Annotated in this window: 17 protein-coding genes; 7 read left to right on the top strand and 10 right to left on the bottom strand. The window is 41.4% G+C overall.

The features are described from left to right. The first annotated feature begins 173 nt into the window (after positions 1-173). Positions 174-1,229 (top strand): tRNA 2-thiouridine(34) synthase MnmA, encoded by a 1,056-nt coding sequence (mnmA, locus tag FD723_RS29880; protein WP_179068583.1) that lies wholly within the window; start codon positions 174-176, stop codon positions 1,227-1,229. Positions 1,230-1,558: 329 nt separating this feature from the next. Here mnmA and FD723_RS29875 read toward each other — a convergent pair whose 3' ends face one another. After that, positions 1,559-2,023 (bottom strand): hypothetical protein, encoded by a 465-nt coding sequence (locus FD723_RS29875; RefSeq protein ID WP_179068582.1) that lies wholly within the window; start codon positions 2,021-2,023, stop codon positions 1,559-1,561. Positions 2,024-2,122: 99 nt separating this feature from the next. Between FD723_RS29875 and FD723_RS29870 the strand changes: the two genes are divergently transcribed. Beyond that, positions 2,123-3,176 (top strand): IS630 family transposase gene (locus FD723_RS29870; RefSeq protein ID WP_256874965.1). Its coding sequence is split into 2 segments (ribosomal slippage): positions 2,123-2,515 and positions 2,517-3,176, totalling 1,053 coding nucleotides; the frame shifts between segments, so codons are not numbered across the junction. 43 nt (positions 3,177-3,219) lie between these two features. On the opposite strand, the gene FD723_RS29865 is transcribed toward FD723_RS29870, so the two are convergent. After that, the gene (locus FD723_RS29865; protein WP_179068581.1) at positions 3,220-3,873 is read right to left on the bottom strand and encodes a Uma2 family endonuclease; all 654 of its coding nucleotides are present in this window, start codon (positions 3,871-3,873) and stop codon (positions 3,220-3,222) included. 196 nt (positions 3,874-4,069) lie between these two features. Here FD723_RS29865 and sat point away from each other — a divergent pair, with 196 nt between their 5' ends. After that, on the top strand, positions 4,070-5,248 hold the full coding sequence (gene sat, locus FD723_RS29860; protein WP_179068580.1) for a sulfate adenylyltransferase: 1,179 nt from the start codon (positions 4,070-4,072) through the stop codon (positions 5,246-5,248). Positions 5,249-5,486: 238 nt separating this feature from the next. Continuing rightward, a complete protein-coding gene (locus FD723_RS29855) occupies positions 5,487-7,607 on the top strand; it encodes a caspase family protein (protein WP_179068579.1) in 2,121 nt (706 codons plus the stop codon). A gap of 21 nt (positions 7,608-7,628) precedes the next feature. Here the strand turns inward: FD723_RS29855 and FD723_RS43950 are convergent, their stop codons facing one another. After that, positions 7,629-8,000, bottom strand: a complete 372-nt coding sequence (locus FD723_RS43950; RefSeq protein WP_306297000.1) for a response regulator — start codon at positions 7,998-8,000, stop codon at positions 7,629-7,631. A 25-nt stretch (positions 8,001-8,025) separates the two neighbouring features. Next, complete coding sequence (locus FD723_RS29850) at positions 8,026-11,976, bottom strand: PAS domain S-box protein (RefSeq protein WP_306296999.1); 3,951 nt, start codon at positions 11,974-11,976, stop codon at positions 8,026-8,028. 467 nt (positions 11,977-12,443) lie between these two features. Here FD723_RS29850 and FD723_RS29845 point away from each other — a divergent pair, with 467 nt between their 5' ends. Then, the gene (locus tag FD723_RS29845; RefSeq protein WP_179068578.1) at positions 12,444-13,277 is read left to right on the top strand and encodes a DUF4114 domain-containing protein; all 834 of its coding nucleotides are present in this window, start codon (positions 12,444-12,446) and stop codon (positions 13,275-13,277) included. A 184-nt stretch (positions 13,278-13,461) separates the two neighbouring features. Here FD723_RS29845 and FD723_RS29840 read toward each other — a convergent pair whose 3' ends face one another. From FD723_RS29840 to FD723_RS29825, 4 genes are all read right to left on the bottom strand, one after another. Next, positions 13,462-14,730, bottom strand: a complete 1,269-nt coding sequence (locus tag FD723_RS29840) for a tetratricopeptide repeat protein (protein WP_179068577.1) — start codon at positions 14,728-14,730, stop codon at positions 13,462-13,464. 517 nt (positions 14,731-15,247) lie between these two features. Then, positions 15,248-15,916 (bottom strand): 2OG-Fe dioxygenase family protein, encoded by a 669-nt coding sequence (locus tag FD723_RS29835; RefSeq protein WP_179068576.1) that lies wholly within the window; start codon positions 15,914-15,916, stop codon positions 15,248-15,250. A 319-nt stretch (positions 15,917-16,235) separates the two neighbouring features. Further along, positions 16,236-18,026: a WD40 repeat domain-containing protein gene (locus FD723_RS29830; protein WP_256874964.1), complete on the bottom strand. Its 1,791-nt coding sequence runs from the start codon at positions 18,024-18,026 to the stop codon at positions 16,236-16,238. Positions 18,027-18,593: 567 nt separating this feature from the next. Continuing rightward, positions 18,594-18,989 carry a hypothetical protein gene (locus FD723_RS29825; RefSeq protein ID WP_179068575.1) on the bottom strand — a complete coding sequence of 132 codons (396 nt, stop codon included), beginning with the start codon at positions 18,987-18,989 and terminating at the stop codon, positions 18,594-18,596. 206 nt (positions 18,990-19,195) lie between these two features. Between FD723_RS29825 and FD723_RS29820 the strand changes: the two genes are divergently transcribed. Both FD723_RS29820 and FD723_RS29815 read left to right on the top strand, forming a co-directional pair. After that, positions 19,196-20,179: a dienelactone hydrolase gene (locus FD723_RS29820; RefSeq protein ID WP_179068574.1), complete on the top strand. Its 984-nt coding sequence runs from the start codon at positions 19,196-19,198 to the stop codon at positions 20,177-20,179. Positions 20,180-20,190: 11 nt separating this feature from the next. Further along, a complete protein-coding gene (locus tag FD723_RS29815; protein ID WP_179068573.1) occupies positions 20,191-20,868 on the top strand; it encodes an SDR family oxidoreductase in 678 nt (225 codons plus the stop codon). A 1-nt stretch (position 20,869) separates the two neighbouring features. Here the strand turns inward: FD723_RS29815 and FD723_RS29810 are convergent, their stop codons facing one another. Together FD723_RS29810 and FD723_RS29805 are read right to left on the bottom strand one after the other, a co-directional pair. Continuing rightward, positions 20,870-21,919 (bottom strand): aromatic ring-hydroxylating dioxygenase subunit alpha, encoded by a 1,050-nt coding sequence (locus FD723_RS29810; protein WP_179068572.1) that lies wholly within the window; start codon positions 21,917-21,919, stop codon positions 20,870-20,872. A gap of 284 nt (positions 21,920-22,203) precedes the next feature. Next, positions 22,204-22,641: a secondary thiamine-phosphate synthase enzyme YjbQ gene (locus tag FD723_RS29805; protein ID WP_179068571.1), complete on the bottom strand. Its 438-nt coding sequence runs from the start codon at positions 22,639-22,641 to the stop codon at positions 22,204-22,206. Positions 22,642-22,656: the final 15 nt, after the last annotated feature.

Raw genomic sequence — 22,656 nt, 5'->3', positions numbered from 1 at the left:
TAGTCATCTGCGTGGCAAAAAATACATTTGTCACTAATTTTAGATAAAGGTGATGACAGAGTGAATAACGATTGCTCATTCCCTGACTCTAAAACTGAAGCGCTTTGCTAGCAAGGCTTTGAATACTGTGTGCTACAATTGGACAACCACGCAGCTATCGTGTCGTGCTTTGTATGAAAAAAGTCGTCGTTGGTCTTTCTGGTGGCGTTGACAGTTCCACCGCCGCAGCTATCCTGCACCATCAGGGCTATGAAGTGATTGGTTTGACTCTTTGGCTAATGAAAGGCAAAGGTCAATGTTGCTCTGAAGGTATGATCGACGCGGCTGATCTCTGTGAACAACTGGGCGTTCCCCATCAGGTTGTAGATATTCGGGATCTCTTTCAGACGCATATTGTCGATTATCTGGTGACTGGTTACAGTGCTGGGATTACGCCATTGCCTTGCTCCCAGTGCAATAAAACGGTGAAGTTTGGGCCAATGGTGCAGTATGCTCGTGAAGAATTAGGATGCGATCGCATTGCCACTGGTCATTATGCTCGAATTAGCTATGACGAAGCAACTGGACGTTACCAGTTATTAAGGGCTGTTGATCGTAACAAAGACCAGTCATACTTTCTCTATGATTTGTCTCAAGATTTACTTGCAGCAACCATATTTCCTCTAGGCGAATTAGAAAAAACTGATACGCGCCGCATTGCAACTGAATACGGACTGAAAACTGCTGATAAACCAGAAAGTCAAGACTTATGCTTAGTGGAAAGTAACGGTTCCATGCGGGCATTTTTGGATAAATATTTAGCTCCCAAAACAGGCGATATTGTCGATACCACAGGCAAAGTTTTAGGACAGCATGATGGTATCCATCACTACACTATTGGCCAGCGCAAAGGCTTGGGGATTGCGGCTGCCGAACCGTTGTATGTGATTGAATTAGATGCGGAAAATAATAAAGTAGTAGTAGGCGATCGCACTAAGGTAACTCAACCAGAATGCACTGTAAATCGGGTAAATTGGGTTTCGATTGCTGAACCATCCACCCCAATTCATGCCCAAGTGCAAATTCGCTATCGTTCAACGCCTACACCAGTAACGGTGATTCCATTGGAAAACTCTCGTGTGCGTTTGGTGTTTGATGAACCCCAAATCAGCATCACCCCCGGACAAGCGGCGGTGTGGTACGACGGCGAGAAAGTATTAGGTGGCGGAATTATTGAACAGTTTAGTTAACAATTAATCGCTGATATAGAGACGTTGTAATACAATGTCTCTTTAATTATGTCGAAGAATCATCTTCGGTATTTGGATTTTATAAGATATCTAAAATGCGATGATTTTCTGTTTGTAATCCGCGAATTTCTGCCTGCATTTGCAAACCTTTTTCTTTACATAAGCTCACATAGCGTCAGATAGAGATATTATCTAGTATTACTTTTCTAATTTTTACTAGGCCATATATATGATGGCAAAAATTGCCATTTATTGACATGTGAGTATCAAATTACAGCAACGAATTTTAACAAGCGATCGCACGCAGCTAGCAATTGTATAATCAACTGTTAAGCATGAGTACCTACACTTCTAAGGGGTCGATAGTTTGGATATTTTTTACTGAATTCTATTTGAAGCACCAGTATCTCATTTTTAATTTGTTTCGATTGGTTATGGTATAACCAAGGTAGCCAATACAGCGTTTTATATACAGACAATGGAGCAATGTCTATATGAGCTTTGATAATCTCAAGTACTCGTCTCTGACCTAAACCGGGTAAAACTGCTTTAATCCACCATTCCACTGAACTTGCATCACCGTAAACAAGTCCTTTTTCGAGAATCACTTCTAAAAAAATGGGCTTGAGTTGCGATCGCTTGGCTAATTCGCATCCTTTCCAAGCATTTGCACTTAGCACGCGCCAAACAAAGGTAAATTTCTGCTCGTCATCAAGTTGACGAAGCCACTTCAGTAACTCATTTTCCTGTTTTGAGTCCATTCGTTCATCAGCGTACTCTATCGGGTCAAACATACTTGATACAATATTAGAAATTAAGTAGAACAAGGTGAAAAAACCAAACTGTGTAAAGATAAGTAAATACATAAATGTGTCTACCAAGGTAACAGGGGTATGGGCAGCCGTTTAAGGGCATTTCTGACTCGTGAGCAAGATAGAACTTTGTTTAACCTGAGAACGGCAGATGTACCCCAGAAAGTTAAAGACAGAGCAGAAGTGATTAGATTGAGCGCAAATGGTTGGTATGTAGAGAAGATAGCGGCTCACTTTAATTGGACAGCACAAACAGTGCGAGAAGTTTTGCATAGATGGGAGCATCTTGGTTTAGAGGGACTTTGGGAAAAACCAGGGCGAGGAGGAAAATCAAGGTGGACGGAAGATGACATGGTGTTCTTAGAAGAATGTTTAGAGAAAGAACCTCGTACATATAACAGCGTTCAATTAGCCCAAAGATTAGAACAAGAACGCTCGGTAACATTGAGTCCTGACTGGTTAAGGCAGGTACTAAAAAAAGGGGATCATTTGGAAACGAACGAGAAAAAGCCATAAAGGAAAACAAGATCCAGTAGTACAGCAAGTTAAACAAGCAGATTTGGAAATGTTGGAATTGTCTGCGGCCGCAGGAGAAATCGATTTAAAGTATCTAGATGAATCAGGGTTTTGTGCTTGGAGTGAACCGAGTTACAGCTACTACTTCCGAGGCAAACAAAAACGTTTAGAGCAGAGCAAGCGTCGAGGTCGAAGGTTAAGTATTATTGGCTTTCTTCAACCGTTAATTAGTTTCGTTTACGGTCTGGTAATTGGAGGCGTTTCACGCAAATCTTATATTCAAATGATGGAGCTTGAAGCACTAGAAGCACAAAAAACGGGACGCATAAGAGTCATAGTGCAGGATAACGGCCCAATACATCGATGTAAAGAAGTGCAGGAGTTATGGCCAAAGTGGGAAGAGATGGGTTTGTACATCTTCTTTCTACCCAAATATTGTTCGGAAATGAACCCAATTGAATTGGAGTGGCAACACCTCAAAAAAGATGAACTAGCCTCGAAAACTTTTGAAGATGAGTTAGACCTTGCCTATGCTGTGATTGATGGAGTTCAAGCTAGAGCAGAGAAGGGAAATTACAGTACACAACGTATAAGATTTAACTCTAACTCTTCCCCTTAATTGTTTGTTACATAGTTATAAATTTTCTCCACGACTTACTTAATCAAGAAATACTTTTTTTAATTGCCTCTTCAAACTCTTTCAATGCTTGTACAGTTCCTACTTCCCAAGCTCGTTGAACTGTAGGGGTAATAATTTGAGTTATAGTAATATTTGGAAAGTTAGGACTGTTATCTGATTCGATGTAATGTCCATCCCTGAGTAAATAAATCCTTAGTTTTTTATTATCGTAAATCCATACTTCTGGAACTGCGATCGCTTCATAAGCATCAAGAGTTGTTTTTGATGTCACATCTGTTTCAATTGCTAAATCAGGAGGCGGATCGTTTGGTTCTAGTTTGCGACGACCAATCATTCTTTGGTAATTCTGGATGTAGAAACAAGCATCTGGTTCTACCCCCGCTATATTTTCCCGCTTGAAGGTGGTTGAACCGAAGGGTTCATAACTTTTTCCGGCGATCTTCAACAAGATTTTTACAATATCCGAAATTAAGTCCTTTGATTTTTCGTGTTCGGGTAGAGGAACCATAATTTCTAACGTAGACTTGCTATAAGCAACTCGTAGCGATCGCTTTTCGCCCAGTTCTTGCAAAATAGACTCAAATTCCTCCCAGATGACATCTTGAATAGACACTGTACTACCAGGCGCTAGCCGCATTTGGCTAACAGGTTTAACAACGGGGGATACAGCAGTCATAAGCATTTTCCTTATAAAGGAACTATTCTGAAACTTGAGCCTGGATTAGCTTTAGCCTAACCTAATCAGATCGCTTAGAGGCTAGTTGCAATAATTTTCCTCCATTCCCTAAACTCTTTTTTTTCTCAGTACCAGCATTTTGATAAGTTAGTACATAATCTGAAACAATAACAGTTAATACAAAGAGGGGATTACGTTGAGTCACAATCCAGATGCCATAGCCCCCCACGGTGGACAGTTGGTTAACCGTATCGCCACACCAGAACAAAGAGCAGAGTTTCTCTCAAAAGCTGACTTTTTGCCGCGAGTGCAACTAGACGATCGCGCCGTTTCTGATCTAGAAATGATTGCGATCGGTGCTTTTAGTCCACTCACGGGTTTTATGAACCAAGAAGACTACGATCGCACTGTTACAGAAATGCGATTAGCTAACGGTCTTGTGTGGTCTATCCCGATTACACTATCGGTAAGCGAAGAAGTAGCTTCCCCGTTACAAGAAGGCGGCTTAATCCGTCTGGATAACTCCAGAGGCGAATTTATTGGAGTTTTGCAACTCACCCAAAAGTATAACTACGACAAAACCCGCGAAGCAATCAAAGTCTACCGCACTGATGATGTCAATCATCCCGGCGTACAAGTACTCTATAACCAAGGTACTGTACATCTGGCGGGTGATATCTGGCTGTTGCAGCGTGAACCTCATCCCCAGTTTCCCACTTACCAAATAGATCCAGCTGCCTCACGGCAACTATTTAAAGACAAGGGTTGGAAAACCATCGTCGGCTTTCAAACTCGCAACCCCATCCATCGCGCCCATGAATATATTCAAAAATGCGCTTTAGAAATCGTTGATGGTTTATTTTTGCACCCATTAGTCGGGGCAACAAAAGAAGATGATATTGCTGCTGACGTGCGGATGCGCTGCTATGAAATTTTGCTGGAACATTATTACCCATTAGACAGAGTAAGTTTGGCGATAAATCCAGCCGCAATGCGCTACGCCGGGCCTCGTGAGGCTATATTCCATGCTTTAGTCCGCAAAAACTACGGCTGTACTCACTTTATCGTCGGACGGGATCATGCTGGTGTGGGTGAATATTACGGCACTTACGACGCACAGTATATCTTTGATGAATTTGAACCAAATGAATTAGGCATTGTGCCGATGAAATTTGAACACGCTTTCTACTGCACCCGCACTAAGCAGATGGCAACATCTAAAACCAGTCCCAGCAGACCAGAAGAACGCATTCACCTATCAGGGACAAAAGTTAGAGAAATGCTACGGCGCGGTGAATTACCTCCACCAGAATTTTCTCGTCCAGAGGTAGCAGCAGAGTTAGCACGGGCAATGCGGATAGAAGTACCGGCATAATTCCTAATTCGTAATTCGTAATTCGTAATTAAGACTCCACTGATGAATCCGCTTTCCTTGAGTCAGGAATGTGTTTTTATCTTTTTACTAACTCACGTTAGTGGCTCTGTTACCAGAAATTATGAATTATGAATGAACAATTATTTGGTCAAAAAGCAAGCAGCATAAACTGTAACTTTACAATACAGAGTTCAGCCCTGTAAGCTGCTAACTGATAGCTGAGGGCTGATAGCTAATTATGAAACGGCGCACGTTTTTACAGAGAATTGGCTCAATACTCGCGGTATTGGGGATAACTGAAGCTGAGTGGTTGTCTTTGGGAAATCGCTATTATCAGGCTTTGGCACAACCCAGTTCGCGCAAATTGGCATTACTAATAGGTATTAACCAATACCCAAAAATTCCAGCCCTCAGTGGTTGTCTGACGGATGTCGAACTACAAAAAGAGCTTTTGATTCATCGTTTTGGCTTCCAAGGGTCAGATATCCTCACCTTAACTGAGGAAGAAGCCAGCAGGGAATTCATTGAGGCGGCTTTTTTGGATCACCTGGGCAAGCAAGCTAAACTCGGTGATGTAGTGGTATTACACTTTAGCGGTTATGGTAGCTGTGTAAAATTGGAAACATCACCAGACATAAGGCAAAATGCTCTGGTGTCAGCTAATTTTATTCAAAAATCACAAGATGAGAAAATAGTCAACTATATATTAGAAGAAACTCTACTGCTATTATTGCGATCGCTCCCCACAGAAAGAGTCACAGCAGTATTAGATACTAGCTATTATGCTCCTAACACAGTCTTAGGATTAAAAATTCGCGCCCTTCAAGAATCAGTAGATGTAAAGCTAGCAGTAGAAGAAATTGAGTTTCTCCAACAACTTAAAACTCAGAAATTACCCAACACTCCGCTTGTTTTAGCAGCTACCTCAGAACCAAAGCAGCCGGCAAGGGAAGGACTTTTTTCTGGTTTTAGTGCCGGGTTATTTACCTACGCTTTGACACAGTATTTGTGGGAATTCACGCCAGCCAAGACAATTCAAGTCTCTCTTTCCCATGTAGAAAATTCTCTATCCAAATTGGGTAGCAAACAGCAACCAGCGTTATTAACTAGTCAGAAAAATCAAAATCTAACCTCTTTACAGCCAGACAGTATTATTGGTGCAGAAGGCGCGGTGACAGCTATTGAAGAAGACGGCAAAACAGTCCAGCTGTGGTTAGGAGGATTACCGCCACAAGTGCTGCTATACTACGGGGTGAATTCTCGATTTACCCTAGCAACAACAGAGCAATTAGTATTGCGATCGCGGACTGGGTTAACAGCAAAAGCGCAAATTTCCCAAATTGAAGGTACAAATTCCCTACAAGTCGGGCAACTTGTCCAAGAAGCAGTCCGGGTTTTACCCCGAAATATTAATTTAACCATAGCTCTAGATACTGGATTGGAAAGAATTGAGCGAGTAGACGCCACAAGTGCCTTCGCTGCATTTCCCCATATCTCTATCGTAGTAGTGGGAGAAAAACCCGCTGATTATGTATTTGGTAAACTACAAGAAATTCCTAGTCGTTATGGTCTATTTTCTCTCGGTGGCGAGCTAATTCCCAATACCACGGGGGAAGTAGGAGAAGCAGTAAAATTAGCCGCACAAAGGTTAGCGCCAAAATTATCAACTTTACTAGCAGCCAAGTTATGGCGACTCACAGAAAACCAAGGTTCTTCTCGCTTGGCTCTCAAAGCAACCTTAGAAATCATTAGTAATATATCGCCTCGCGTCATCATGCAGCGCGAAACAGTCCGAGCTTTTAAAACTGAAACTCCGGTTAAAAAATCAGTGCAGACGCGATTAATTCCGTCTCTCCCCACACCGATTGTCCCTATCGCTAGTCGAATGCAATATCGAGTGGAAAACCAGAGCGATCGCCCAGTATATTTAATTGTGCTGGGATTAAACAATAATCATACAGCGATCGCCCTCTACTCTTGGGAAACCCCCCAGGAACCAAATATTGAGAACATTAAGCCCCTCCTCAAAGAAGTTGTCATCGCCCCAGGTGAAACCCTTACCTTACCCCAAACTAATGCTGCTTCCGAATGGGTGATTTCAGGGCCAGCTTTCTTTTGCGAACAACAACTGATTTTTAGTACTACTCCCTTTAGCGCAACTCTCGCCGCTTTGAATACTGCTAAATATTCCCCAACCGAACAACGGCCGATTGGCCCATTATTGAATTCCTTAGATATTGCACAAGCCTTGCTCCAAGACTTACATCTTAAAACGGAGATAAACGGCACAGCAGCCGACTCATATATCTTGGATGTGAATAATTGGGCAAGTTTTAGCTTTAGTTTTCAAGTGGTTTAACGAACCCACTGCACATTTTTTCTAAGTCCTTCCAACAAGACTAGCGACTACTGTTGCTAACTCAGCGGCTTCAATCGGTTTAGGTAAATGTAGCTGATAACCTTCTTGTATAGCTCGCATCCGATCTTCTGCTTTAGCATCACCTGTCAAAGCTGCGGCGGGAATATTTCCCCCTAGTTCTGGTGGTTGCGATCGCAGTTTACGGATCAAAGAGTAACCATCTTCCTGATGCATACTGATGTCGCTAACTAAAGCATCTGGTTTCCACTGTATAATTAATTGCCACGCTTCTGAAACTGAGGCGACAGCTTTAACTTCGGCTTGGCACTGTTCGAGGACTGTGGTGATGAATTCACGGCTATCGGCTTGGTCATCTACAACTAGTACGCGCACACCAAGGAGTGAGAAGGGCAGAGGGCTAGAGGGGCGGAGGGGCGGAGGGGCGGAGGGGGGAACTCTTTAGAAGTGGTAGTTTGACTGTAAATGTTGCTCCTTGTTCTTTGCCTGGGCTATCTGCGTGGACAGTACCACCATGCAGTTCTACTAAATGACGGACGATCGCTAATCCTAGTCCTAATCCACCGTATGTTCTAGTGTTAGAACTATCAGCTTGACGAAAGCGATCGAAGACGTAAGGAAGAAAGTTAGTATTAATCCCGATGCCTGTATCAATTACCTGAATTTGGGCATATTTATCTGTTGTCTGCTGTTTTTCTTGGTCGCTGACTACTGACAATTGCACCTCTACCCTTCCTCCGACGGGTGTGAATTTGATGGCATTAGATAGCAGATTCCAGATGATCTGTTGCAAGCGCTCAAAATCACCAGCAACTAGGAATTGAGAATTTTCGCCAAGATTGCTTGGGGATTGTGCTTTTGGAGATTCAAGATTTTCATGATTGATTTCTAATTCCCCATTTGAGTTTGGCGTTTCTTGTGAGGGAATAATGGAAAATCTCAAATCGATTTCCTTGGACTGGGAGGCTAAATTAACAGTCTGAATCGCTGACTCAATTATCGGAACCAAATTACAAGTACTGACTTTCAGGCGTAACTTACCTCTAATCATCCGTGATATATCTAGCAAATCTTCAATTAGCTGGGTTTGGGCTTTGGCATTGCGCTCAATAGTCTCTGTAGCCCTAGCCATTTGGGTTTCACTCAGCTTGCTTCGTTGCAGCAATTGCGCCCAACCCAGGATGGCATTGAGAGGCGATCGCAACTCATGAGACAATATCCCCAGAAACTCATCCTTCATCCGGTTGGCCTCTTGCAACTGCTCAGTTTGTTGTTGCAAAGAAGCAATTAAACTAGCCCGTTCCATTGCGATCGCGATTTGGTCGCAGACTGCTTGCATCATCCCCTTTTGATTGTCGGTGAAGCTTAACAGAGTGCGGCTGCCAAAAGAAAGAGTACCCAACAGTCGTCCTTGGGCAACCAACGGATAGGCATAATAAGAAGTAATGTTTAAAGAGCGAATCAATTCTGTTTGGGGGTCAGTTGATTGCTGCACATTCTCTACAGCTATTGCACAACGTTCCTGGGCTACAGTACCACAAACCGATTCACCATAAGCCAAGCACTCAATTTCTTTCGCCATCTCCGGGGAAATACCGCTGTAAGACCCTAACCGCATTCGCTGAGAGTTATCCTCAACCAAATAGTTAAAGTAAACATCTAAATCAATTTGTTCTGAGAGTTTTCGGTAGACGCTATCGATTAGTACTACTGGTTGCTGACTCGATAGTAAATCGTTAACTGTGTCGAATAGTAGCTTTAGCCGTTTGTAACCTAACGAGAGTGCTTTTTGTACCTCTTTGAGATTGCTAATCTCTTGGAACACCAAGATACAGATAGATGGATGACCGTGCATTGCTGGCAAAGTATCAGCAAATACTAGTAGAGAGCGCACACCACCGGGAGTGTGCCAGTCTACCTCCAATCCATTCAGACGTTCGCCAAGGGCAACCCGCACTCCTGGCATAAGTTCATTGGGGATGCGATCGCCAGCCGCATCTGTGTAGTGGTAAACTGTGTGATAATCTGCGGCAGCTACACCTTTAGGAAATTCGCCCCCAGCTAATTCATCAGCAGAGCGATTGGCAAAAGTTACCCGCGCTGTTCCTGGTTCGATAAAGAGCAACGGTCTTGGCATCAGATTTAACACATCCTCTAGCCATTTCTGCTGATTTAACAGCACTTCTTCTGCCTGTTTGCGCTCTGTAATATCTAAAAATGCACCAACACTTCCTCTAGTTTTACCCTCTTCGTCAAACAGAGGTGCAACATACTGCAACAGGTTGACGATTTTACCATTGTCATGGACGACATCAACTTCAAAATCCACAACTTCAACACCATGAGCAGCAGAATACTGCATTGGGAGTTCTTCTGTGGATAGTTCCCTGCCTTCTCGGTAGATTTTAAAGCTTGTCGGTTTTTCGCCCAAGGGAGCATTTGTATCTGAAGATATTCCCAACTGCTTGGCAAAAGAAGGGTTGACCTTGATATTTTGGCATTCTGGATCTTCAGCAATACCAATTCCAATGGGAATTACCTCCAACAAAGTTTGTAACTCAGTAATGCGGCGCTGTAGATCCCTGTTTAGTTGTAATATTTGTTCCTTAGCCTGTTTTTGTTCGCTGATATTGCGAGTCACAGTTGCTAAGGCAATTGGCTGACCTGTGTTCTTGTCTGTAACAGTGAAGATGTTGTAATCAACTGGTATCGGTTGACCTGTTTGGAGGTGACAAAAACAGAATTCTCCCTGCCAGCGTCCTTGTAATCGCACAGTTGGCAGTATATGTTCTTGAAAATAGGCTTTGTCTTTGGGCATGACGTAATCTAATACTGCTTTTTGCCCTACTTCTTCTAGGCTTGCAAGCCCTACCAGCTTTTGACCTGCATCATTTATATAGAGTAATTGACCCTCAAGGGTAGCAATACTGATAAAATCAGAGCTATTTTCTACCAACGATACTAATTTTTGTTGCTCTGCTTCTGCTTGCTTGCGTTCGCTCAAGTCGAGAATAAATGCTACCGATTCTTGCCGGTCGTCTCCTAGCAACACATAACCAATTAAAACCGAGATGCGGCTACCATCCTTGCGAATATATTCTTTTTCATAAGGCGTACAAGCACCGTTGGTGTTACCTTGTGCTTCCGTAACACCTCGTTCATCCAAGTCTAGATACTCTGGTGGGGTGATATTGCTCCAACTTAACTTACCTGCTAACAAATCTTCTCGCGTGTAACCAATCATCCTGAGAAATTCGTCGTTTGCCTGCTGGATATTGCCATACACATCACCAAACAGAATACCGATGACATTCGCATCGACAAAACTCGCTAGTTTAGCTTCGTGGGTTCTGAGAGCTTTTTGAGCGCAGTCACGTTGATAGCTGAGGCGTTCAATAACCCTGGCACTTTGCCAAATCAAAATAGTAAAAATTACAATTAGGACGATGGCAAAGACCGATACTGCAAAGGCTGGATCGTATTGTCCTGCTCGTTGACCTTGAACAATTATCCACCCCAATATAAAAGGTATTGCGATCGCAGCAACTAATAAACGACGTGCAAGTAAGCCGCCGTAAGTATCACTTGTAACTACCTTCATTAACCCCTGTTCTGCCCGCACCCACAAAATGCCCATACTTAGTAATATGAACAACCCTGCCGTATGTAAGGCCATTGATGTTGTATAAGGGGCAAGTCCATAGAGAACCTTCACTTTGTAGGCATAGCCCATTAGCGCCTGAAAGGAAATTAAAGTCGCAATCAGAGCCAGAATTTGGGCATACCAATAACTGCGGTGGTTTTTTGAATGAATCAAAATCTGTAGGGCTACACTCACCAGTATAAAGTTTAGTGCTGTGTTCACCCCCATTCGCCCCGGATATGGTGTTGCCGTACTAGTTGGCGAATCACGAAACACCAGTTCATCAATGCCGAGATTCCAACCGAACAGATATTGACAGAGTGTGAGTGCTGCAATTGTGGTGACGGCGATTGCACATACTTTAGAAATTAATACAGTTATTGGGGTCAATAGACCCTTTTTAGAATTGGAGGGAGTAGAACTGTGGTGGTAATTTTGAATTATTCTTTCTCCCACACTTCCATGCTTCCCTGCTTTTGAAAATAACCACAGGGATAGACCACATAGTATAAAACACAGCGCTGTATTGACTTTCATTGTGGCAGGACTACCGGGAAAGCCGCGCTTGAAAACTTCAATGCCAAGCCACCAGCCAAAGAGTACTAAACTGCCAACCAAAATAGGGATTGCACTCGCGATTTTTGCCACGAGTGAATTTGTCGGAATTTTCAATATATCTTGCAGCCGCAAGCGGTTAACATTTAACATTGAGCGTTCTCTAACCGCATCTATCTAGCGTAGTAAACTTCCGTATTTCTTACGGGTTAATCATTTATATCCCTTGTATTTTAGGCTACCTTTTGACTTATTTTTCATCTACCTCTGTGCATATTTTTTCTTGCACAATTTATAGTACGAAGTAATGGTGGCTCGAAAAATTTGACTTTAAATATAAAGATGTACATCTGATTTTCATAGAAATATAAATTTTCCATAAAGATATCATTATAATAGTTCAGTTGAAATGCTGAACATCGTGACAATACATTAGGTTATCAGAACAGATATTTTTCAGTAAAAATACATTAAATAAAGAGCTATTTAAATATACAAATAAAAGCCACAATAAAGATTGACTTTGCTAAAGCATAGCTGTTAGAAATTAACAAGAAACACAGACAGATTGCTTAAAACATTACTGTCTAAATTATTTTCCCTACTTAATAGCTCCTAATATGAAACCGATTTTTATCACTGCTTTAATTGCCGCTACAGCTACCTTAACTGGATTAATTTCTAAAGTAGAAACTGCATCTGCTGCTGATTTTAGTTGGAATAGTTCTTGGACTCAACCAACGGTATATAGTAAGTCTCAAACTGGTTTTAACGACGCTCCTTTCCAACAATTTGTCCAAGCAGAAAGCGTTGCCTTGCCAAATAGCGGACAATTTAAATTAGACCCTAGTAAATTAAACCTAAAATACGACCACGACGTTTCTGTTTACTTTATCAATGAAGGCGCTGGTTATAGAAACCAGCTAGCCTTCGATGCCGCAGGAACTACTAATAAGTCTGGGCTACTTTTTAATGATATTTCTTGTGAAGGAGACGGGTGTGTTGGTGGCTGGGGTGGTAATGCACTAAAACTGGGTGATGGGGTCAATATTGGTAATATTACCGCAGGTAGTCAACTTGACTTCTGGTTGAGAGCTGATGGTTTGAACCGTGGTACTTCTGCCAACATCTTTGGTACTAACACTGCCTCTAACGCTGATGGACTACAGCACGCAGTTGCTTACGCTTACAATAACTACATCCTCCTGGCATTTGAGGATTTATACGGTGATTTATACGCTTCTGGGGTAGATTCTAAAACTGGTAAGTGGAACGAGGGTTCTGACCGTGACTTTAACGATGTTGTCGTTGTTCTTGATATCGGCGAGGCAAATGTTAAAGCGTTAATTGGTGCTAGTGTTCCTGAACCATCTGTTACTCTGTCAATTTTTGCGGTGGGAGCAGTTGGGATGTTTGGATTGCGCCGCCGCCGTCAAACTCGCACTTCTAACTAAGCTTTCAAATGTGCTTAATATAGTGTGCATTTAGTTTCATTGGAAAACGACAAGTGATTGATTGCATTTTCACCCGTATAATAAGTGTACGGGTGAATTTACGTTTGTAGTAGTATTTATATTTTATCTAATGAAGTAATGAGTATTACTTATTACTTATTACTTATTACTCATTACTCATTTTTTATCTACCGCGATCGCGTTCTAAATCATCAATCACTTTTTGCAAATACCACTCGTCTGACATCCCAGGATGGTAATTTTGCTTTTGCTGAATCAATCGTTCGGCAATTTCCCAGTATCCTCCAACCATTCGCAAAATTCGCTGACGTAGCAGGTTATACTTTTGCTTTTTCGATTCTGGACTAAATTTTTGGATCTTTTCCAGGCTACTTAAGACTTGTTGATAATTTCCCCAGTCTTCTTGTTCACAAAAGATACTCGCCGCTCGTTGATAATCTTCCACGGCTTTTTGTATTTCTTCTAAGCAAGTATAGGCAATGCCGCGATTGTAGTAAGCTTGAGCATCATCGGGATTAATTTGCAGTGCTTGGGTGTAATCTTGAATTGCACCAAGATAATTGCCTGTTGTTCGATAGGCATTACCTCTGGCAATATAGACTAAGGCATCTTCAGGCTGTATCTGGAGTGCTTGGTTAAGGTCTGCGATCGCTCCTTGATGATCTCCCAATATAGAACGTGCTTTACCTCGGTTACGATAGACAATGGCATCTTGAAAGTCTAGCCGCAATGCTTGATTAAAATCTGCGATCGCTTCTCGATAATTACCCATTTTACAACGCACAACCCCACGACAGCAGTAAGCTTGGGCGTCTTGCGGATCGGCTTTTAATACCCAATTTAAATCGGCGAGTGCCTCTTGGGTATCTCCTTTTTCAGCCTTTTCTAATAGTTGCGTGAAATAATCATTGGTGGATAAGATTGGCGCATTTGTAGAATGCGATTGCTCAAGGGCTGGTAATTCTTTGGGTTGTAGCTGTTTAATTTGTTCCAGACACCGACGACAATTCTCTTTGTCTTGTTGCTCTAGATATAGTTGTGCAGCTTTTTTAAAGTTAGCGATCGCATCTTGAATATAACCCTGTTTGCGCCGTACCATCCCCCGCAGATTATAAGCAGCAGCATAATTGAGATTGAGACGAATAGCGCGTTCCACATCTTCCAACGCCCCCGGCAAATTTTTCAGCGCCACTCTTGCTAATCCCCGACAATAATATGCCTCTACACTCTCAGGATTCAGCTTCAAGGCTTCGGTATAATCTGAAACAGCCTTCAGGATTGCTCCTGAGTCATAATGTGCCAAACCCCGTTGCAAGTAAGCTTCGATAAAGTAAGGTGTCAGTTGTAAAGCATGGTTAAACTCTTCAATTGCTCCAGCGTAGTCTTTTCGCCTAGCCTTTTCCAATCCTCTATTGTAGAATTCGTCATTCATAGCATTTGTTTGGTTGATTCAGTTAGTTGAATTCCAGCAGGCTTGTTTTGTAGTCTAACTTATGCGCTCACACTTAATATTCTAAGTATCCAGCGTGGCTTTGCTGAATTTCGGATTTTTGATGAAATAAAACAAACAAAGGTGGTAATGTTGGGTTGCGTTTCACTCTACCCAACCTACATAAATATATCTTTTAAAAAACTCTAGGTTTTAACATAGATGAGGTTTCAATACTTTTCGGGTTTTGGGAGAAAGGGGAAGGGGTAAAGGTAAATTCAAACCCTTATCCCTTCCCCTTTAACCTTTCCCCAGATCAAAAGAGAGATTGTTGGGTTTATCCGAAAAGTATTGGATGAGATTTAACGATAAAAAATTACTTAATATGGCAAATTTAGCCATAATTTAGATAAATAAATATGAGCATGATTATTTTCAATTAAAAACAAAAAATAGGGGAATTTAATAGATTCAGTTCCCCATATCTCGTAGATTATAAAATATTTCCAGGTTACTAAAATTATTCCGAAAGTAAGCTAGGAGAAGTCAGTACAAAAACATCCCTACTTCCTTGAGCATCAATCTGTGGTTTTATCGGAGTAGTAAAATGGAAAAAATCATGATCGTTGACTAATAAGAGTTCTCCCGGATTTAGAACTTTGCTAAACACAGGCTTTTCTCTTTTGGCAGTATACAGATGTGTTTCTCCACCTTGAATATTATCTCTATCTACTGAAAATATACCAATAAAATCAGTACCATCTTGATGGATACCTTCAGGTGCAGGATTACCCAAATTATCTGCCGAACAAATAGTTCTAATTTGATGAACTCCGATTTCCGCTTCTGGATGAAGTTTACAAGAATCACTAAATGCCAAGACAAGATTTCTAAAAATACCAAGTTCTATGAGTGCATCGTCTAATTCTGCAAACTCTCTTTTTATGTCACCTACTAATGGATTATATTCTTTACTTTGATAAAGGTAGCCATGAGGTAATTTGATTAACTGATTTCCAGAGACTATGAACCGAGATAATCTTCTAGAACGATAATTGCCTTTGATATAAGGGTCAATAGGCATGTTACTAAAAAATGACTTGAAACCTTCTGGATTGATCGAATTTACTTTTCTTAGGGTAAACAAAAAAGCATATTCTAATTCCGTTGATGTCCACACCTCTTGCATAGGATTTACCTCCTTGCACGTTGAAATTCTCCCGGATTTTTTATGGGAGGCTGATAACACTTAGTATATGCTACTTTTTGTTAATATGTTGTCAATTTGACTACAAAAGTTGACAATCCATGATATGTAAAATTACTCAAATTCTGTCGCAGGGGGGAGTAGGCAAGAGGAAGCAGGGGAGCAGGGAGCAGAGGGAGAAAAGATTACCTCATTATTTCCCTCATCCCCCCAATCCCCAGTCCCCAGTCATTCTTTCATCCAAGGCTTTTGAAATTCGTTTCATCGGGAATGCTTCATGCCTCTTCAACACGAATTACTATTAACTCCGTTGCCAAATCTTAATTGTCTTATCCAAACTCCCGCTAACTAACATCTCACCGGAAGCTGTGAAGGCTAATGCTGTGACTATATTCCCATGACCTGTAAATGTACCCAGCAATTCTCCAGTTTGGAGATGCCACAATTTGATGGTTTTATCAGCACTACCACTGGCGATAATTTGTCCATCGGGACTTAAAGCGATCGCATATACTCTATCTCTATGTCCTTTAAGAGTATGAAGTAATTCTCCAGTCTCCAATTGCCAAATTTTAATTGTTTGATCCCAGCTACCACTCACGAGTAGTTTAGCATCTGCACTGATTGCTAAGGAACGCACGATATGAGCATGACCCATGAGGGTATGCAGTGGTTGTGCATCTTTTAAACTTTTGATCCCAGTTTGGGGTAAAGTGCGCCAAACTTTGATTTTGCGGTAGCTACCTGTAACCAGAGTTTCCCCGTCTCGACTCAAAACCAGGGAATGAGCAGCTGTATCATCTAAAGAAAGTGCGATCGCTACCTGACGTTGCATCAAATCCCAAAATAGAATTTTTCTGTCATCTCCGCCTGTCGCTAGCATTCTGCCATCGGGGGTAAAGGCAGCACACCGCACTACCCCATTGTGTTTGTGCAAAATATCTATCAAGTCTAAAGCACCTACGTGCCAAAGCTTAATTGTGGAATCTGCACCGCAACTCACTAAAGTCTGTCCATCTGAACTAAAAGCTAGGGAATTCACTTCATCCACCAGCCCAGATAGTACCCAAGGATACTCTGATAATGTCTCTATTAATTCACCCTTGCTTAAATCCCAGAGTTTTGTCTCGCCACGGCTACCACTTGCCAAAATGGGTAAAGCTTTGCCATTGTTACATCCAGAACTGAAAGCTAGACAATTAATTCCTCTGGTGTGTCCTTGCAAAGTCTGCCAGCATTCCCAGTCGCCAACTATATCCTTGAGGCAATGCTCTGATGGTAGAGTTTGTATTGTATCTGCGATCGCTCTCTCATGAATTACTGGCGACGCATTTTTTTTGCCAGTAAGTGATTCTAAGTACCAACTCAATCCCCCTGCATACAACAAGTTACTTGGAGTTACATACAGTTTTGGTTCAGCAAATTCAAGTTGATTTGTCGGTAAAAAGCCTGTTATTATGCTTTGCCTCTCGTAACCTAAATTACCTGTAGATGGATAAAATAAACATAGAAAAATTAATACTTGATGATTTTCCAAATCTTCTTGAGTAATCGACCACCTAATTTTGTCTTTCTTAATACCATTAAAACTTTCTCCATCAGCAACGTAAACTTGAATACTTAGCTGAGGATGATCTTTAAGTACATAAGGAAATTTACTTTCGCCACACAAATTTCCTTCATCATCTAAAATCATATTTTGTAAGGTATCTTGTGACACCTTTTTTACCAATTTTCCCAACCGTTCAGTTATTACTCGGTCAACAATATACTCCCGTAAAAGATAATCTTGGGCTTGTTGTTGGAAGTATTTCGGGAAAGGTATCGTCCAGTCAGGAGGCTCAGGATATTCAGGTGGCGTTGGCGGCGGATTTTTGGCGAGAACTTCTGCTTGTTGGCGAGAAAGTTCTTGGAGTCTAGCCAATGGCTCACCCCAAAAGGCCATAACTTCAGTGTGACAACCTTTAACTTGACTTTCTAGCAAAGATAAGTCGTAAGTTTTAGGTTTTTTCACACGTTGAAGAAAGTCTGTTTGTTGAGCTTTGAGTAAGCTAATCCAATCCATCTGCATTCCTGCGGCAAACTGTTGCATACCTACGGTAAGCTATACCAATGCAATTACTCAAGTTTATAACCTTAGTTAATTAAAAATTCAGTAATTTTAGCAGTCTAATAAAACACAGCCATTGGCAGATGTTTCTGGGAAAGAGATAAATAAACAGCACTTAGACGTTTCATGAATTGATGCAGTTGAAGTGTATAGAATTTAGATGATGTCAGTCAATTCTAACGGACATGGACAAAGAGATACTGTTTTCCTAGAAACACTTCTAGCTGCAAAAGAAAGTTTAATTGGAGACGGATTTCCAAGATTGCAGATACATTAAGTCAACAAATACCTACACAAAAATAACCTAGTACAGCACGGCGGAAGTAAGCTTTTTTGATTATAGTTTGCACATTGAGGTGGCAGGGGAGCAGGGTGCAAGGGAGAGGATTTACAGGTTTTGCCTAATCATGCTTGTGATGCAATGTGTAGGCGCAACAGTTTAAACCACCTATTCCCAATCAATGAAACTCTTGCGGTATAGGAATTACTTAGCTTACTTTTCGCCTTCTCTACGAGACGCTACGCGAATGGCGAGTATTGCGAATTATTTTAACTTTTACGTTTTGGTTGTCTGGGTGTAGTACTGATATCAGAGGAGTTGCCAAAAGTATCCCTTGCTTCGATTTGTTTAATTTTCATTTGCAAGTTCAAGTCATCACTGCTAACAATTGTTTCTAAATTCGCTAATCTCTCCTCTAGCAGTTCTATTTGCTGCTGTTGCAAATAGTTAGTTTTTGATTTTTGCTCATCAGAACGCCAAACAGCAACCGTACCAACAGCTGCGCCACCAATAGCAACTAAAGGAAGAATAGCTCCGCTTCTAGTAATGGCTGACAGTGGGACGCAAACTCCAAGAATTGCGACTGTAATTACCCAAATTCTGGTAGTAGCAGATAATCTGACATCATGATATTGCTCTAGATTGGGTTGAGATTTTTTAGCCATAAGTAAATCCATTGAAAAGTTATTTGCTAGATTGACACAATTACCTATTACAATACCTCCTACTATTGGGTTAGGTATAATTGCCATCCTAATATTTATGTAATTATAGTTACTCAGTTATTTGCGATCGCTAGATTGGAATTGTTAAGAGCAGTTGTACCTGGCCAATAGAAAAATTTTCGGAAAATGATATTAGGAAGAACCAGATGACAGTTCGTGCTTTTTTCCAAGCTGCTAAAATTGGGGGTTTCCAGTCTCCTTACGATACCATTCACCTGAAAGTTTTCTATCCAGCACAGATATCGATGGGTAAGGTAGAAAGAAATAGGGCAAGTATGCCAGTTGATTTAGAAAAGGCACCTTTTCCAGTAGTGATTTTCTTCAACGGTTTTAACTGTGATGCTCAACAATATCAATGGTTGGCGGTTAAACTTGCTGAACGTGGACTAGTGGTGATTCTCTTTAACTGGATTGCAGAAAATATACCAGGAATAATTAGTTTGACTCCAGGGGTTGATTTTGAAAAGCTGAAACCAACAATTTATCGTACTCTTCCCACTGCTCCGGCTTTGCCAACACTGCTAGCAAAAGTGGAACAGTTACAGTCTGAGGGTATTTTAGCTGGAATGCTCGATCTGCAAAGAATAATTTTAGGTGGACATTCCGCAGGTGGTAGAGTAGCTATCGAAAATGCCGATCCCCACTTTTTCCCTCAAGTTGCAGCATCTTTTGGTTATGGTTTACACACTATGGCAACGTTATCATTGGGGTACGAGGCAGCAACTACCTTACCCTTACCAGACTCCCTACCACTTCTACTGATGGGAGGAACTTGTGATGGAGTAATTGCTAACAACAGCGATCGCTATGGTGTAAGCTCTGGAAATGCTACCACCTCAGTCATCCGTACATTCCAAGAAGCAATTGCTGGAGGACGCAATGACAGCTATCTACTACTTTTGGAGGGAGCAAATCATTTTTCGATAGTTGATCGGTTAGATTCCACTCTAGATGTAACCTTGTTGGACTTTCCCGCCACCCAACCTCAAGAAACCTTCCGTTTGCTGATGGGTGAAATCATTAGTTTATTTATTGACACTCACGTTCGTCACCAATCAGAAGCATCTCAGCTGCTTGAGCAATTATTAAGTGCTGCCAATCCTCTGATAAAATCCTTTGAGCGTAAGTAGTTAAATTTATTATGACAAGTGAATCTTATATTTTTCTAGCTGGAGCAAGTCGTGGTGTTGGTCGAGAAATTGCCCAATATCTGAGAGCGCAACAGCTAAAGGTTAAAGCACTGGTGAGAACAGCAGCAGTTGCAGCTGAACTAGAAAAAATCGGTATTCAGGTAGTTCAGGGAGATGCCTTGAATGTTGAGGATGTAGAACGCGCAATGCTGACAGATGAACCTATCCATACCGTTATTAGTACCATTGGCGGTTTACCATCAGACATAGAAAGACCGGATTACCCAGGGAATAAAAATCTGATCGATGCAGCAGTTACAGCTGGAGTGCAAAAGTTTATTCTTGTGTCTTCCATTGGTGCTGGCAATAGTGTTGTTGCTGTATCACCCCAAGTTTTAGCCGTACTCGGAAAAGTTTTAGTTGAGAAAGACAAAGCAGAACAACACTTAATCGCCAGTGGACTCACCTATACAATCATCCGTCCTGGTGGACTAAAGTCAGAACCAGCAACGGGTAATGGTGTTTTGACTGAAGATCCGCACATTATTGGTAGCATTAATCGTGCAGATGTCGCGCAGTTAGTTGTCCGTTCTTTAAATAGCGATCGCGCCAATAATAAAATTTTGTCAGCCGTAGACCGAAATATGCTGTTTGGACCAAGAGAATTTGCAGAATTTACCTTGGAGTAATTTAAGCACGCCAGCGCAGTATTTGACCCTTAACAGGATTCACAAATTCTCGTCCTTCAGCAACAGAACGAGCATACTCCCGCTTCAATTGGTAGTACCACTGCGCCTGGACATCTGAGTCTTTAATTAGTCGCAGCACAGGATTATACTTGAGGCCAATCTGCTGTTTTGCCACAATTGTTCGGTCTTGGTCGATAAAAGTCCGCGCTAGCAGATGTACTAGTGGCTTGAAAAATCCTACCCAAGGGAGTGTCCAGTAAAGAGCAAAAGTTACTTCTGTTTCTGTATCTGAAATCGGTGTAACAGCCGTTACATTAACGACTCGATGATTGGCAATTGTTGTTTCTTCGATTCTGACTCCAGGTAAACGAAAAGAAATCTCCGTTTCTGGTACACCACCGCCAATCAACCAGTATAAACGACCCCCATTCGCTGGTAATCGGTGTCGTCGCATCGTAAAGCCATAGGGTGAAGCATCAAACTGCTTTACTTCTTCATGTAATTGCTCATTTCGCCACCACCAAGCGCGATGAACATAAGGTGAATGAGCTGGGTCCATCAAACCTACCACTGCATGATCCACAAAACAGGGGAATTTCACGACTTTTACGAACTGGGGCGGCTCATCAAACCCTGGAATCACCGGAATTTCCTTCTCGGAAGCAGGTTGAGGGTTATCTGGATCGGCGATATATATCCAGATATTTCCTTGAGCTTCGCGAACTGCATAAGACTGTACATCGAAGCGACTCAAATCCATCTGCTGTTCTTCTACAAGAGATGGTATTGTAGTGCAGCGTCCACCCTCGTTAAAGCGCCAACCGTGGTAACAGCATTCCACTTCCTGCCCATTGAATCTACCGCAACTCAAGGGCACACCACGATGGGGGCAAATATCCCGCATCGCCGAGACTTTGCTATCCTGACTACGGATTAGCAGTACTGGTTCTCCCAAGAAAATGCGGCTGATCATCATACCTGGCTTGATTTGATTGCTAGGCAAAGCGTAGTACCAAGTATTACGTAATACAAAATTATCGTTATTTTTCATAACTAATACCAAATTGAGATAGATAGTATGTTGGACATTACTGGAACAGACTTTAGGTAAAGACGTTTAATCTAAAATCCAAAATCTAAAATCCAAAATTGGTATAATTGCGTCTACCTTTGACACAACAAAAGTCCTGGTTTGTGGAAAGGAAGGTTATGCTTGAAAACATTCTTTCAGATTTTTAATTGCTGTAAGTAAATTCAACTGATACATTTGTTGGTCATGTTCGTGATTCTCTTAGTTTTGGGTTTCTCTGGAATCATTGCAGGTGTGAAGTTGTATTATTCGCCAGAAATTTGCACAAATATCGCTCTTTTACGCGGGCCGTCTAACTCAAAAAACAAAATAGATTGCCAAGTTCCTAATACTAATTTACCATCCACAATGGGAATTATCTCACTCGTGGTCAGCATCATTGCCATTAAATGAGAGTGAGCATTTATCGGCTCATTTTCTGGAACATCTCTTAAATGCAAATCATTATGCAAATAGCTGTCTGACTCAGGTGCTAGTTTTTGCAAGAACACTTTGACATCTTCTAATAATCTGACTTCATTTTCGTTGATAGCTAATGCTGTTGTTGTGTGTTGAGAAAATACTAAAACTTGTCCATTTTTAATTGATGTTGAGGCAATAAAATCTTGAATTTGTGGGGTGATATTATGAATATTAATTTTTGGCTCAGTTTCAATTTCAATTAACTTATTAATAATCGGCATCTGTTAAATTCTATA

Origin of the sequence: Nostoc sp. C052 (genome assembly GCF_013393905.1) — a bacterium.
Taxonomy (GTDB): domain Bacteria; phylum Cyanobacteriota; class Cyanobacteriia; order Cyanobacteriales; family Nostocaceae; genus Nostoc.
Note: the sequence above shows the minus strand (reverse complement) of the source record. Positions and strands in the feature narration are given on the sequence as shown.